Origin of the sequence: Sporosarcina cyprini, from assembly GCF_022048975.1 — a bacterium.
Taxonomy (GTDB): domain Bacteria; phylum Bacillota; class Bacilli; order Bacillales_A; family Planococcaceae; genus Sporosarcina; species Sporosarcina cyprini.
In genome coordinates this window covers 91361-105917 of sequence record NZ_JAKMHX010000010.1, presented here as the reverse complement: position 1 = coordinate 105917, position 14557 = coordinate 91361, and the positions used below count along the sequence as shown (strand labels likewise).

The 14557-nt window shown below is 44.5% G+C and carries 15 protein-coding genes; 11 read left to right on the top strand and 4 right to left on the bottom strand.

The window, feature by feature from the left end:
• Positions 1 to 21: 21 nt before the first annotated feature.
• The gene (locus L7D49_RS01455) at positions 22 to 1605 is read right to left on the bottom strand and encodes a DUF4179 domain-containing protein (RefSeq protein WP_238079037.1); all 1584 of its coding nucleotides are present in this window, start codon (positions 1603 to 1605) and stop codon (positions 22 to 24) included.
• Complete coding sequence (locus tag L7D49_RS01450; RefSeq protein WP_238079035.1) at positions 1595 to 2122, bottom strand: RNA polymerase sigma factor; 528 nt, start codon at positions 2120 to 2122, stop codon at positions 1595 to 1597. The genes L7D49_RS01455 and L7D49_RS01450 overlap by 11 nt, the downstream gene beginning before the upstream one ends.
• Positions 2123 to 2324: 202 nt before the next feature.
• Between L7D49_RS01450 and L7D49_RS01445 the strand changes: the two genes are divergently transcribed.
• From L7D49_RS01445 to L7D49_RS01435, 3 genes are all read left to right on the top strand, one after another.
• On the top strand, positions 2325 to 2483 hold the full coding sequence (locus L7D49_RS01445) for a hypothetical protein (protein WP_238079030.1): 159 nt from the start codon (positions 2325 to 2327) through the stop codon (positions 2481 to 2483).
• Positions 2484 to 2534: 51 nt separating this feature from the next.
• Positions 2535 to 2744 carry a permease gene (locus L7D49_RS01440; protein ID WP_238079029.1) on the top strand — a complete coding sequence of 70 codons (210 nt, stop codon included), beginning with the start codon at positions 2535 to 2537 and terminating at the stop codon, positions 2742 to 2744.
• Positions 2745 to 2901: 157 nt separating this feature from the next.
• Positions 2902 to 3312, top strand: a complete 411-nt coding sequence (locus L7D49_RS01435; RefSeq protein WP_238079028.1) for a GNAT family N-acetyltransferase — start codon at positions 2902 to 2904, stop codon at positions 3310 to 3312.
• Between the two features lie 82 nt (positions 3313 to 3394).
• On the opposite strand, the gene yedF is transcribed toward L7D49_RS01435, so the two are convergent.
• Positions 3395 to 3634: a sulfurtransferase-like selenium metabolism protein YedF gene (gene yedF, locus L7D49_RS01430; RefSeq protein WP_238079026.1), complete on the bottom strand. Its 240-nt coding sequence runs from the start codon at positions 3632 to 3634 to the stop codon at positions 3395 to 3397.
• Entirely contained in the window at positions 3624 to 4826 is a 1203-nt protein-coding gene (gene yedE / locus L7D49_RS01425) for a selenium metabolism membrane protein YedE/FdhT (RefSeq protein ID WP_238079025.1), read from the bottom strand. The genes yedF and yedE overlap by 11 nt, the downstream gene beginning before the upstream one ends.
• A 238-nt stretch (positions 4827 to 5064) precedes the next feature.
• Here yedE and L7D49_RS01420 point away from each other — a divergent pair, with 238 nt between their 5' ends.
• The 8 genes from L7D49_RS01420 (at position 5065) to L7D49_RS01385 (ending at position 14545) form a co-directional block, all read left to right on the top strand.
• On the top strand, positions 5065 to 5616 hold the full coding sequence (locus L7D49_RS01420) for a hypothetical protein (RefSeq protein WP_238079019.1): 552 nt from the start codon (positions 5065 to 5067) through the stop codon (positions 5614 to 5616).
• 124 nt (positions 5617 to 5740) lie between these two features.
• A complete protein-coding gene (locus L7D49_RS01415; protein WP_238079017.1) occupies positions 5741 to 7264 on the top strand; it encodes a Na+/H+ antiporter NhaC family protein in 1524 nt (507 codons plus the stop codon).
• 238 nt (positions 7265 to 7502) lie between these two features.
• Entirely contained in the window at positions 7503 to 9107 is a 1605-nt protein-coding gene (locus tag L7D49_RS01410) for a sensor histidine kinase (protein WP_238079016.1), read from the top strand.
• The gene (locus L7D49_RS01405; protein ID WP_238079007.1) at positions 9100 to 9774 is read left to right on the top strand and encodes a response regulator; all 675 of its coding nucleotides are present in this window, start codon (positions 9100 to 9102) and stop codon (positions 9772 to 9774) included. Before L7D49_RS01410 ends, L7D49_RS01405 begins: the two co-directional genes overlap by 8 nt.
• A gap of 349 nt (positions 9775 to 10123) precedes the next feature.
• A complete protein-coding gene (locus L7D49_RS01400; RefSeq protein ID WP_238079005.1) occupies positions 10124 to 11101 on the top strand; it encodes a tripartite tricarboxylate transporter substrate binding protein in 978 nt (325 codons plus the stop codon).
• A 72-nt stretch (positions 11102 to 11173) separates the two neighbouring features.
• Positions 11174 to 11617, top strand: coding sequence for a tripartite tricarboxylate transporter TctB family protein (locus tag L7D49_RS01395; RefSeq protein ID WP_238079003.1), 444 nt, complete (start codon positions 11174 to 11176; stop codon positions 11615 to 11617).
• Positions 11618 to 11633: 16 nt separating this feature from the next.
• On the top strand, positions 11634 to 13145 hold the full coding sequence (locus L7D49_RS01390; RefSeq protein ID WP_238079001.1) for a tripartite tricarboxylate transporter permease: 1512 nt from the start codon (positions 11634 to 11636) through the stop codon (positions 13143 to 13145).
• 20 nt (positions 13146 to 13165) lie between these two features.
• A complete protein-coding gene (locus L7D49_RS01385; protein ID WP_238079000.1) occupies positions 13166 to 14545 on the top strand; it encodes an SLC13 family permease in 1380 nt (459 codons plus the stop codon).
• The last annotated feature ends 12 nt before the right edge of the window (positions 14546 to 14557 follow it).

Genomic DNA, 14557 nt, shown 5'->3' with positions numbered 1-14557 from the left:
CATAATAGGCTCTCGTTTTCTTCAGTCCAAAGGAATATCCACAACTTTTTCGTTATACTCGATCATCCGGTACCCGTCGATCGACAGTTTGGCTGGAATGAAGTCTTCTCCATCTTCCCTAGAAATCTGGATTTCATGCTCGGTTGGATAGAGGATCGGTTCTTCCAGTTCATGGAGGCGATAGAAATTCTCATATGCTTTGTATTGTTTGCCGTTTTTATCAATGATATAGCCGTCCGCGTTAATAACAGTGGATTTATTATGTCCCTCTGCATCTGAGAAATGATAGTCGATAGATTGGTACACACGATTCGCATTCAGCTCTTCACTCATCGTGATCAAAGTTGGTTGTCCGATCTCTACCTTATCGATGGAGATTTTCGTACCTAAATAAGTAAATATTTGCGGGAACGGTTTAGACGGATCGATTGGGAAATCGGCTTTCTCCTTGACGTTAAATTCCATCTTTCCAAAATGGACTTTTACATGGGACGGATTCTCAAAATAAAGGGATTCAAATGTTGCATTCTCCTCCTGCCATCCATTGCTAATAGACGTGGCCCCGCCGACGCCCGCAAAATCAAATGTGCTTCCGGTTACATAGTTTTCTTTGCTTTCGATCCCGGCAATCGAGATGGATAAGCCATCTAGCTTACGCTCTTCATTTTCGTTACGGTAACGATAGGAAAGGACTGTCACGGTTGGAGCGATTGTCAGTTTGTCGATGATCACCGGATTCCCCTCATACTCTGTCTCCACGTTAAGATCATGAATAATTGCAGGGTGTTTTTTGACGGGTATCTCAAAATGCCAGTCCCCTTCAATATATTCAGGTTCTCTTATGCTTGAATCTACTCCATCAGTTCCGTCCAGACTTTGGATTTTATTCAAAGATAGCCGAATGGTTCCTTCCTCTTTCGATAAAGGTCCCATCCCCAATCTGCCTTTGGAAATTTGGGTATTCTCGGAATGCAATCGCAGGTGGTTACTGACAGGAGAATAACTCGGTTCGTCTTTTGAGTTGAAAATTTCCTCCTGATTGTCGACCTTGAGTCCTTGCGAAAAATCAATCAAATATTCGTTTTCTCTTTTCTGATCTTCTATTTCATAATAGACAAGCGTTTGCATATCATCTGCTACGACATTTGTAATTGTGATTTTGATGCCAGTGCTCTCGGCTACAGCATTGACTTTGTTACCCAAGCCCTGCTGAACAAAGTTCTCTACTTGCTCTTCCTGCTTGTTGCCAAAGTCTTTCCACCAGTCCGCAAAAGTAGCAAACCCATTCGTCGCAATCGCTGTGCCGACGAAGACGGTTAGAAAGAGAGCTGCGGCGGCGCCGAGTAAGGCAGTGCGCTTAACTGTCTTTCGTTTACTCCATTGCGTGCTTGCAACAGAAGCCCGCACGTTCTTCATAAGACTTTCCGGCACATGTATGGCCTCACTCTCTTCCTCCAAGGAGGTGATCAGCTGTTTAAGCTTTACCAATTCCTCTTTGCACGCAGCGCATTCCTCCATATGAAGTTCAAACTCTTTTTTTTCCCATTCATTCAAGTTGCCTTCAAGATAATCTATCATTTGGTCCTGTGCATTTTTACACTCCATGCTTTTCACCGCCTTCAAATAGTTTCCGAAGCATCGTCAATCCTCTATATAGCCTCGACTTTACTGTCCCAACAGGCACGTTGATGATGTCTGCAATTTCTTTCTGCGAATAGCCCTGTATGTATTTCAAAAGGATGACTTCCTTATGCTGGCTATCGAGCTGGTCCAGGCTTTCCATCAGTTCCAGCCGATGCTCGATTGGGCGCTCATCTGCCATATCCGGCGGGCTTTCGACCACTTGCTTATTTTTTCTTCGATAAATCGCCCGACATTCATTGATGAAAATGGACGTCACCCATGTTTCAAAGTAGTGATCTTGCTTCAATTGACCGATATTTTCATGAACTTTTAGAACGGTATTATGAAATACATCTTCAACGTCGTGATAATCTTTCAAGTAGCTCCATCCGATCTTATAGAACTTTGACTGCCGCTCCTCAAACCAATCCAATAGGGCGTGCATGTCTTGCTTTTTAATTCGTTTTAAATAAATTGACCCTGCCTTCGATGTTTTCACAAATGGTGCTCTCTCCTTTCCGAGTGGCCCTTTTCCAATTAGAGTAACGACAGTGGAGAAAAGTTCCCTGGTAAAAAAATTGTTATGAAGATGAGAATTTATTAAACTTTTCTGCCGTAAAGGAAGATTATTCCGCTGGCAATTGGTATAATATTGGTAAATGGTGAAAGTGGATAAAAAACTGGAGGAGGGGGAGGTCTTTTTGAATAACTACATGTATTCGTTGTATGCCTTGATTCTAGGTGTCGTAGCTTTTTTTACGGGTGAAATAGTTACGTTTATTATGCTTGGATTTATATTAATTGCGCTTATTAATATTAACACGACTTTGAAAAAGATTTTATTGAAAGAGGAAAAGTAAGGTCATTTGGAATTGGGAGATAGCTAATTTAAGCATTGCGAGGGGGATTGCATGTTCGGTTTTAAAGCATATAAAGATAAGCGTTATTGGATTCTGCTAATCATATTCATGACCTTTTTAGTGAGCTTTATTGTCTTTGGGCCAAGTGAATTTTTCGAAAAGACCCTGAATGTGCTGTTATTCTGGCTCCTTTATGGAGCCGCGTTTTGGTCATTATATTATCTCTGGAAGTATTTTGGCGATAAAAAAAAGGAGCAGTAGGGTTGGTTTGAAAAAACTCATTGTGCAAACTGTCGAAATTCAGTATGATGAATGGAATAAATCCATTTTGAACGTAAACAGATAGTAAAGGTGGCATCAGACAGTGGATAAATTATGGAATAGCTCTTCAAACTAAAAATTTGAGGAGGAAAAATAAATGGCAATCAGCTTACAAAGCAGTAAAGACATAAATATGAATCAATTGGAGAAGTTATATAATGATGTGGAATGGTATGCTTATACTAAAGATTTAGCTGTTCTGCAGCAAGCGCTATACCAATCATTAGATGTTATTTCGGCTTGGGACGGAGATGAGTTAGTCGGACTCATTCGAATTGTTGGTGACGGGTTAACCATTATGTATATCCAAGACATCCTTGTTCTGAATGCTTATCAAAATCAGGGAATTGCAACTCAACTCATGCAGCAAGCTTTGAATAAATATAAAGACGTTCGGCAAAAAGTTCTTTTAACAGAAGAAGCACCAGATGTCAGACATTTTTATGAAAAGAATGGCTTCCAATCTTGCGATCAAGGTACATTGGTAGCATTTGCTTTGTTGAATTAATCATATAAAATCTTGCTAAATGCATAGATTCAAAACAAACAAAAGCCAGAACCCCATTACAGAGGGTCTGGCTTTTGCTATTTTACGCATAAATATAAAACAAATATTCCTGGCCATTTTTCACGGGTTCCTGGGCAAATGTATAACCGTGTGCCTTGGCTTCCTCCGGCACATTGCGGAACGAGCCGGGACAATCGGTAATGACGAGCAGCAGCTCGCCTTTGTTCATGCCTTCGAGTGCCTCCAATGTGTAGATAACGGGGTAGGGGCAGGATTCTCCCCGAAGGTCGAGTGTGAAGTCGGGTTCCAATTCAGGCTGCATGGTCTGTCGCTCCTTTCTTCATTGTCCGTTTTCGATGGTATCGTTGTTCTCGGTAGATTGTCAGGGCATAGAGTAAGCCGAGCATGGCCAAGGTGGCGAGGATGGCACCGACCGGGTGGAGCGAATCCAATAGGTTGATGGGTGCTCCGCTTTGAACAAGCGTCGAATAAATGCCGAGATGATCCCAAGCATAGGCAAGGAAAGTCGCGCCGATAATGTTGCCTGCGAATACAGGCAGGAATAGAACCTGTCCTTCCATCAGTCGGTACATCATGCCAGTTTCACAGCCGGATGCCATCACAATCCCGAGGCCGAACAAGAGGCCGCCTATAAACGTGCTTGGCGCAGCAATCTGGGTAATTGGCGTCAAATTATAAACGGAAATGATGATGATTGTTAGCACAGAGCTGACGGCCATCCCGATGATGATCGCTTTTGCCATAAGGCTCCGTCCGACGAGAAATAAGTCTCGGAAAGCGGAGGTAAAGCAGATTTGTCCGCGTTCAATGAGGATGCCAAAGGCCAGTCCGAATAACGCACCAAGTCCAAGCAATTTTTGCCCGGTTGCAAAGAAGTAAACGATCAATCCGATATAGAGAACGGCAATGACGCTGCCTACATAAGGCTGGATTACACGTTTTTTGACCGTCGACGGCTTCGCAGCCCCTTTTGTCAGTGTGGGGCGTCCTTTCCACCAGCTGGTTTTGGTCAACTTGGTTCCGAAGAAGGTACCGATACCTGTTGCCACAATAAAAATCCAGGAGTGTAATGAAAACTGTGGTACGCCTGTAAAGAAAGCCGCTAAATTACAGCCGAGTGCCAGGCGGGCGCCGAATCCTGCAATGATGCCGCCGATCAGCCCTTGTACATAACGGCGTTTTTGCTGTGGTTTGCGGATTTTAAAATTATTGCTCAGCAGCACCATAATCAAGGCGCCGATAAACATGCCCCATACCATCCAGCCATCAGGGCGACTCCACGTCGTGCCTTGCAAATGTACCTTTTCATAATAGGCCCAGCCAGATATATCGACTCCCAATAATTTTAGAAGGTCGCCTCCAAGGCGGGTAAATTCACCGGTCACCGCCCAGACAGTTGACGTGAGACCGAAATAGAAAGCGCTCAGGATTCCCGCAATCACAAGGACGACGTAAGGATTCCAGTAGCGCATAAATAGAGTATGTTTTTTCATGTTGTGGGTCCCTTCCGTAAATTACTTTTCTATTGTATTCCTAATTCAATAGAAATCAAGGGTTTGGGACTCTTTGGAAGAAATCGAAAAACGGCTGTAGTACTTGGTCAATTGACGACTTGCGATGTAAAATAACTGCCCATTTTTCGAAGATACGATCTTCCTGTGAAATTAATTAAATTTAAAATTAATTGTAACTATTTCACTTCTCATCCGTAAATTACAGGGAGGTGAGGATATGTTGGATCAGAATGAGCCCCGCCATGTAATGATGGCTATTACGTTCGGAGTTTTTCTGTTATCACCCGTATTTCTACTAGCGGCCCCTATATTTATCGCCATTTCCATGCATGGAGTACCAGATTCTTGGGTGGTGCTTGCGCCTGCGAAATCCTATTTATTCTACGGAATCGGCCTGCTGTTCTTATTCATTGCTTGTTTCATACTATTTTTATTGCGCCTAAATAAAACTTCAAAGTGGATTAGTGCGGTCGGTGTGTTATTATTCATTTTATTCATGGCCGAAGGGACCCAGCATTATGTGGGTGTGGCAACGGATGATGTATCCTTTAAGCGTGGATTGTTTGCGTCTGAAAAACGGTATCCATGGAGTGAGGTGGAAGTTGTGACATACCGGGAATTCCCGAAAGAAGGAGGTTTCCCAAAGTTCGATTTCCATTTTAAAGACGGAGATGTGATGTCGCTGCCGGAGACCGAGCACGTCCGGCGACTGCATAATGCGATTAGAGAGAAACTGACAAAGAATGACATAGAATATCAAAGAAGATAATTCGTTCGTCAAAAGCCGCCAACTGGTGGCTTTTTTGTGTGAAAGTTTCTGAAAGAAAGCATATTGTATTTTTATATTATAATATGTATAATTATTCAGTATTACATTGAAAGGAGTGAAGGGCATGGAACATATGGGTTTACTCTCCTTAATTCCGCCACTTGTAGCCGTCATCTTGGCTATTCTAACGAAAAACGTTATTATTTCTTTATTTTCTGGTGTGTTTGTCGGCATTCTTCTGCTTGTAGGCGGGAACCCGTTGACCGCTACGACAGGCATGATTGGGGATTATTTATTCCCACAGCTGACGGATGGCTATAATGCGGCTGTACTCGTACTATTATTTTTCATCGGCGGTTTCGTTGCCCTGATGGAAAAATCGGGAGGCGGCGCGGCATTGGCGGCATCCTCTGCAAAATACATAAAAACACGCGCAAGCGCTCAAGTATCGGCTTGGTTCGGGGGGATCCTCATCTTTTTCTCGGATCTCGGCACACCGCTCATCGTCGGTCCGGTGTTTGAAAAGATTTTTGATAAGGTGAAAGTGTCCAGGGAAAAGCTGGCCTGGATTATTGATTCGACAGCTTCTCCAGTTGCGGTGCTCATTCCTTTCATCGGATGGGGCGTCTATATAATGGGGCTGATCCGTGCTGAATTCGATAAATTGAACATTGCGGATTCGGAGTTCAGCACGTTGATCCACGTCATTCCGTTTCAATTCTATGCGATTTTGACCGTGCTTCTTGTGCCATTGATCGCATTTACGAAGCTGGATTTTGGTCCAATGGCGAAAGCGGAAAATCGGGTGCGCCAGACTGGCCAGCTTTATTGGCCGGAATCAAAGCCGTTGCGGAAAGCGGAGGAGATGACGGAATACACGAACGGCAGCCGTGCCATCCTCATTTGGCTTCCTTTGCTTGTGCTTTTCGTCACTTTATTCGGCCTGCTGATCTCTAAAGGTTTTCCAGTTACTCCAGTGCCGGGCGGTGATTTCCGTGTGGCACTCAGCACAGCGTATTTGTTCGCAGCCATTACCATTATCATTCTGATGATTGTGTATAAGGTGAAAAAGTTTAATGAGATTTTTGATATTTATACAACGGGTATGCAGAAGATGGTATATGTCGCAGCGACGCTTGTTCTGGCATGGTCTCTTGGCAAGGTCATTGCGGAAATGGGAACGGCGGCTTTCATCGTTGAAGTGATGAAAGGCAATGTGCCGGCATTCATCATCCCGGCTATCCTGTTTGTTGTCGGGGCGGTCATGGCACTCGCTTCGGGCACGTCTTGGGGAACTTTCGCTATCATGCTGCCGATTGCGATCCCGATGGCGGTGTCGCTCGATGCCCAACTGCTTGTTTGCATAGGCGCTGTTTTATCGGGCGGTATTTTCGGCGATCACTGCTCGCCTATTTCAGACACGACGATCCTATCGTCCACTGGGGCGGGGGCTGATCATATCGATCACGTCAAAACTCAATTTCCTTATGCTTTGCTAAATGCGTCTGTCGCGTTTATCGGCTTCCTGGTGGCGGGCATTACGGGCAGTGTTTATACATTGCTGCTGACGGTTGCTCTGCTTGTGATCGCAGTCTTCTTACTGTCGAAGAGAAAGGCGATGCCGACCGAAGCGAAGGCAAGTGCATAAAACGAAACCGAAGCTCCAGGGATGATTTCCCCTGGAGCTTTTCTTATCACATTTATTTCATGTCGGTTCAATTGGGGCGGAATGATAAATCTATTAAGGAAAATAAAGTAGATAAAACTGCCGTTCTCGTTGAATATTAGCTGCCGAACCTATGGGCGGTAACAAGGAAGGAAGAATCGTCTATCACCTCTCTAGGAAAAGCGTTATACTAAAGTCAATCTATTCTGGAAGTGATTGAGTGTTTAAAAGCAAATTACAAAGAAAAATACTGCTTGCTGTCATTTCACTGCTGTCGTTTATCATATTACTCATGCTCTCTTTGTTTCTGGTCTTGGATTACTTAAATTTAATGGACCGTAGTAAAGTGGTCGGTCTTCAGTCGGCCAAGATGCTTTCCTTTATGGATGCTGTACAGGACGGAGTGATCCACAGTGATAGTGAATACAAATTGTCAGAGCTGCAAGCGCTGATCACCTACTACGAAGCACAAATTGATGCAACGTTCATTGTTATACATAATAAGGCAGGCGAAGTGCTGGCCTCTCCTCAGCTAGAGAAGATTGGGAGGGAGGAAGAGTTTGATGACGGGTTCAAGGCGATTGTATTCGGAGCGAATTATTCTATGGAGTCCAGTGAAATTATTGGTCCGTCTGTCGTAAGCAAAGCCCCGATTTATAATGAGCAAAAGCAGATCATCGGCGTAGTTACTGTAGGTTATTTGCTTTCGGATCTGCGTGAAATCGTGTATGAACGATCGTTCAAATTGTTATATTTCTCCCTGTTTATTTTAGCGCTCGGCATTTTGCTGAGCTTGCTGCTGGCAAGAAGCATCCGAAAAGATACATTCGGTTTGGAGCCGGAGGATATTGCAAAGTTTTATATGGAACGAAAAGCCATTTTGGCTTCTATTGATGAAGGTATTATCGCGGTAAATCGAAATGGCGAGATGACCATTGTCAATACGGCTGCAAAGAGGATACTTGGTGTATCGAATGAAATTAAGGGGAAGCAAGTGTCAGAAGTCTTTCCTGATTTCCCCTCTCCATTGAACCATGATGGTACGGCAGTCAACAGAACACTTGAAATGAATTACAACGATAATAAATTAATTGTTCAAGTGAGTCCGATGCAGCTGCATGAGAATGTCAGGGGAGCTGTCTACACCGTGCGGGACAAGACGGAGATCATGGAGGTCGTCAATACGCTATACGAGGTAAGGAAGTATTCCGATGACTTGCGTGCCCAGACTCATGAATTTACAAATAAACTGTATTTGATATCAGGGCTGATGCAGCTGGGGAAATATGAAGAAGCCATTTGCACCATACAGAAGGAAATGGAAATAAATGATCATACGAGCCAATTTATATTAGAGAACTTGATAGATACGAATGTGCAGGCGATTCTGTTTGGGAAGCTGGGCAAGGCGTCTGAGTGGAAAGTTAGTTTCGAAATAGATGAAAACAGCAGTTTGGAACCACTTCCGGAATTTATTAGTCCCGGTGCTTTGACGACAGTGCTTGGCAACTTAATTGACAATGCTTTAGAAGAGACGGCCGGACAGACTGATGGCCGTGTTACATTCTTTACCATAGACCTTGGCGACTACATTATCTTTGAAGTGTCCGACAACGGTAGAGGGATCCCGCCGGACAAGGAGGATGAGCTTTTTAACCAAGGTTACTCAACGAAGAACGAGTTGAACCGTGGATTCGGACTTTGGAATGTCAAACGGATCGTAAAGGATCTTGGGGGAGATATTCAAGTGAGTTCTGAGGAAGGGGCGGTGTTCACCGTCTATATACCAAAACGGGGAAACGTGGGGGAAGAACAGAATGATTAATGTACTGATAGTAGAAGATGATTATCGGATTGCCGGCATTCATCAGCAGCTGCTGGAAAGAATAGAAGGTATCACGGTTGTCGGCCAGGCACTCCGTGCGAAAGAGGCATGGGAATTTCTCGAGAAAATGCCTGTCGATTTAATCGTACTCGACATATATATGCCTGACCAACTCGGGACGGAGTTGATTCGTGAGGTGAAATATAAATATCCGAGCACGGATTTTATTATGATCACGGCTGCAAGGGAACGAGAATTGGTTGCAAGTAGCATGGCGGCAGGAGCCTTTCATTATTTAGTGAAACCGATTGAGTTGTGCAAATTGAAGGCCGTGATTGAACAATATATGAAAAGACGTGAAATGATTCTAAATGGAGAGATTGAAGATCAGTCGTCCATTGATTTGCTATTTGGACGGCCTGATTTTCAAAAAACGGAGAGCATCGATTTGCCAAAAGGAGTTAATCCTCTGACGTTAGAAAAAGTCCAGCAAATTTGTGCGTACTTGCCGGAAGGGATGACAGCAGAAGAAGTCGGGGAACAGCTCGGTGCTTCTAGGACAACCGCCAGGCGTTACTTGGAATATCTAGTTTCCAAAGGGGAGCTACGCGCCGAATTGGAGTATGGCATTGTTGGTAGGCCGGAGAGAAAGTATTTTTCTTTATGAGGATAAAAGAAGATGGCTTCGAGCTTGGAATAAATATGAGAAGTCAGTACTTTGCGGTTTTATTTAACACATAGAAGAGCTCTTGCAAAGTTGAATGCCATTTTAAGCTGACTTTGCAGAGTGGGAGCCAATTACTTGGAAAGCATAGTTGCGCTACCTGCCAATTTGTCAGCACGTCTACCCATCTTTCTCTACTGTCTGGAAGCATCTGAGAAGATGCTTTTTTTGCGTGAACAAAATGAACAAAATTAATTAAAAAAATTTAATAGACTTAAATTTGTAAACGGTTACAAGACAAAAATGAAAATGTATTATGAACAAAGAGACTTTTAAGTTGGGAGAGGATTTCATGAAGAAAACGCTTTTGTTTTTAGGAATGTCCTTACTTTTGGTGTTGGGTGCTTGTTCATCCGCCAACAGTGATGGCGATAAGTTTCCAAAGAAGAATATTGAATTTGTAGCTCCTGCAACACCAGGTGGCGGATGGGATGCCACTGCTCGTGCAATCCAAAAGATCTTAAAGGAAGAGAAAATTGTTGACCAAAGCATGACGGTCGTCAATAAGCCGGGCGGAAGCGGTGAAGTGGGCTGGCAATATCTATCGAAAAAAGATGCTCATACACTTGCGATCGACTCTAGTTTGTTGGTTACGAATAATCTATTAGGCCAAAGTGATTTGACTTATGAAAATTTCACTCCGATTGCGACGTTGACGACTGAATGGATTTCAGTTGCGGTGCCGAATGATTCGCCTTATCAGGATGCCAAGGCGCTTATGGAGCAACTCAAGAAAGATCCTTCATCTGTGAAAATCGGTATTGCACCGGGTCTTGGAAACAATGACCACTTATCGTTTGTGCAAGCTGCAAAGACGTATGGCGTTGATGTGACGAAGTTGAACTTCCTCGTATATGAGAGCGGCGGTGACGTCGTTACGAGTTTGCTAGGCGGACATGTCGATGCAGCGACAATGGCTGTATCGGAATCTTCGGAGCAGCATATTGCAAAGAAATTTAAAGTGTTGGCAGTCACTTCTGATGAGCGGTTGGAAGAGCTTCCTGACGTTCCTACATGGAAAGAGCAGGGTGTCGATATGGTATTCCCTCACTGGCGAGGAATTCTTGGACCGCCAGACATGACGGAAGAGCAAATTGCTTATTGGGATGAAGCCCTTTCTGAAATGGTGAAGACAGATGCTTGGAAAGAATTGCTTGAAAATAACGGTTGGGAAGATTTCTATAAGGACAGCGCCGATACAAAAGCTTTCCTTGCGGAGCAAACAACGATGTACCAGAATTTGATCGAAGAATCTGGCTTGAAAAAGTAAGCTTGCATGAGGTTGAGTCCCGCTTTTGCGGGCTCCCTTTTTTAATTCATCTTCCAAAGGAGGAAAGCGAAAATGGTACGGTTCATTACCCCTTTGTTCACTGTTGTACTCGGTATCATATTTTTAATTGCTTCCTTGAACCTGCCGAAATCGAACCTCGGAAATCCGAATGGGCCAATGTATTTTCCGGTATTGATCGCCATTATTCTAATTGGTGGCGGCCTCGTCTATTTGTTCCAGGAGTTTAAGGCGAGAGGTGTGGCATTTAAGGATTTTGCAGGGCTTCGAGAAGGCAAAGCGCCGCTCTACCTGGGCGTATCGCTCGTACTCATGGTTTTATATACGTTGGTATTTGAGCGTATTGGCTTTTTGATTTCAACCATTTTATTCCTCGGCGGACTATTGTTCTTGCTGAACGGACGGAAAAAGTGGATTACCAATGTATTGGTTGCCGTTATCTTTTCATTTGTGACGTGGTATGCATTCGGCACGTTGCTGCAAGTGAGTTTACCGTAAGAAAGGAGGATAAAAGATGGGTCAAGATATGCAAGTGATAGTGGATGGATTTTTAACCGCCATACAGCCAGCCAACTTGTTTTGGATTGCGCTCGGTGGATTTTTAGGAACAGTCGTCGGCATGCTGCCCGGCCTTGGACCTGCAACAGCAATCGCGTTGCTGATTCCAATCACGTTCGGAATGGATCCGACCAGTGCGCTTATTCTAATGGCTGCGATTTATTACGGAGCGATGTATGGCGGATCGCGCAGTTCAATTTTGCTCAATACACCAGGGGATGGCTCGGCGATCGCTGCGACGTTCGATGGGTACCCGATGGCGAAGAAGGGACAGGCGGGACAGGCGCTTGCGATATCCGCAATTGCTTCTCTTATTGGCGGTATGATCGCGGTTGTTGGGTTCATCGTACTTGCGCAGCCTCTCGCAGGGTTTGCGTTGAAATTTGGTCCGGCTGAGTATTTCCTCTTAATGGTATTTACGTTGTCGGCGATTGTATCCCTTGCGAAGGGTGCAATGGTAAAAGGTTTTATTTCCATGGGGATCGGTCTCATGATCAGTACAGTTGGAATCGATTTGCAGACAGGTGTTTACCGTTTTACGATGGGCAATCCACATCTTAGTGAAGGTATTGACTTCCTCGTCGTTATCATCGGAATTTATGCAGTTGGTGAAGTGCTCTATAACTTCTTGTCGATTGATAAGCCGGTCGGCGAAAAGAAAAAGGTCGGGAAGATTTGGATTACGAAAGAACAGTGGAAACGATCTAAATGGCCGATTATCCGGAACGGTCCGCTTGGCTTTGTAGTCGGGGTTCTTCCTGGAGCTGGCGGCGCAATCGCGTCCATGCTGAGCTATTCCATGGAAAAGCAGATTTCTAAAAAGCCGGAGGAATTCGGAGAAGGGGCAGTCGAAGGTCTCGCTGCGCCAGAGTCTTCCAATAACGCTGCTGCCGTCGGTGCCTTTATCCCGATGATGACGATGGGAATTCCAGGATCCGGCACGACCGCGGTCATCCTTGGCGCAATCGTCATGCTTGGCATGAAGCCGGGGCCATTGTTATTTGAGAACAACCCGGATATGGTTTGGACGTTCATCAACAGTATGTTTGTAGGTAATATTTTCCTTGTTATTTTAAACATTGCGCTTGTCGGTTTGCTTGTAAAGATTTTGGATACGCCGCCTCGTATTTTGTATCCGATTATTATGCTCCTTGCCTTTATCGGTACATATACCCTTGGTTACACGACGGTGGACTTCGTGATCCTTATTATCTTCGGCATAATCGGACTCGTTATGAAAATGTTGAAATTCCCTGTTGCGCCTTTGATTTTAGCTGCTATTGTCGGCTCGGACATGGAGCAAAATTTCCGGATGAGTTTGGTTTCGTACCCGAATGTATTCGGAATGCTCACCGCATCGCCAATTACGATCGCGCTAGTCATCATGACAATCATTTCTCTCGGGTTCCCGTTCCTATCGTCATGGCTTAGGAAGCGCAAGATGGAAAGAAACTTGAGCGAAAACTAATTCTAGAGGAAGTGTTGGCAATGAAAAGCAGGAAAACGCTATTGTTCTTTAGTTGTCTGCTTGCTTACGTGTTCACCTTCCTCCCGGTTTTCCAAGTGCCGCTAGTCATAAAAGCGTTCATGTGCCTCATCATTATCCAAGCTCTTTGGATTGGTGGGGTCTTTCCATTGGCATTCAGTTCCGTGTTGCTCATGCTCATGTTATCCTTCCACTTTTTTTCTTACGAGGAGACATTGTCATTCTTTGCTTCAGAAATTGTCTGGCTGCTTTTTTCGACTTTCATTATAGCCGGCGCATTCATCGAATCGGGACTCGCGAGCAGGTTGTCCTTAAAGCTGCTTGCCTTATCGCGAGGGTCCAGCCGGCTACTCATATTTTTCTCCTTCATCCTAATGTTTGTCCTATCTCTCTTTATTCCATCCAATGTGGGGAAAGCGAGCCTGGTCGCATCCGTTTTGGATGAAATCGTTGAGAATCTACGGGCTATGTGCAAAGTAGAAAACGTGGCAAAGTCGCTGTTCATCGGCCTGACATTCATGGTCCCCATTTCTGGAGCCTTCGTGGCCACGGGAGCCAGTTCGACGATCTATGCATATGGACTGCTTGGCGGGTTGACGGGAGGGCTTGATTATGTAAAATGGCTTGTCTTCATGGGACCGCCGATCCTGCTATTCATCCTGTTGCTGTATGTTCTTTTCATTTTCATCTTTCCACCTGAGCCGATCGATAAGCAACTCCTAAAGGGACTGATGGATGACAGGATTGAGAAGCTTGGCAAGATGAGCGTGCCGGAAATCAAAGTGCTGTGGATTATTGTATTAGTGGTGTTGCTTTGGATGACCGAAAGCATTCACGGGTATTCCGTTTCGCTTGTTGCATTGCTTGGAGCTGCGTTGACGATGCTGCCGTATTCGGGTGTCTGGAAATGGGAACAGGCGAGTAAAAAAATAGGATGGGATCTCATCTTGTTTTTTGCGGCAACTTTAATGCTGTCGAATATGCTGATTGCGACCGGCGCGGTAAATGCATTCGCAAACATGCTCGTTACACTTTTTGCGACCGATTCCTATGTTTGGATTGTTCTTTTGCTGCTTGCTGTAACGGCATTGTTGCGCTTGGTGTTCGTGAACGTTCTCGGCTTTTTGACGATCATTTTACCGATTGCGGTTACCGTCGGGCAAGCATTCCCGGATCAAAACCCGCTTTTCCTGGCGATGGGTGTGTTTTTAATGGGAATACCGGGATTTCTGCTTGTGACGCAGTCGCCTATCCATTTGATCAGTTATGAATACGGTCATTTTTCGAAGAAGGATTTATTGAAAATCGGTTCGCTATCGATGGGAACATGGTTTGCCATCTTGATAGCGACAATGTACGGGTATTGGTCGATTTTTTATTGAAAAAAAGAAAGA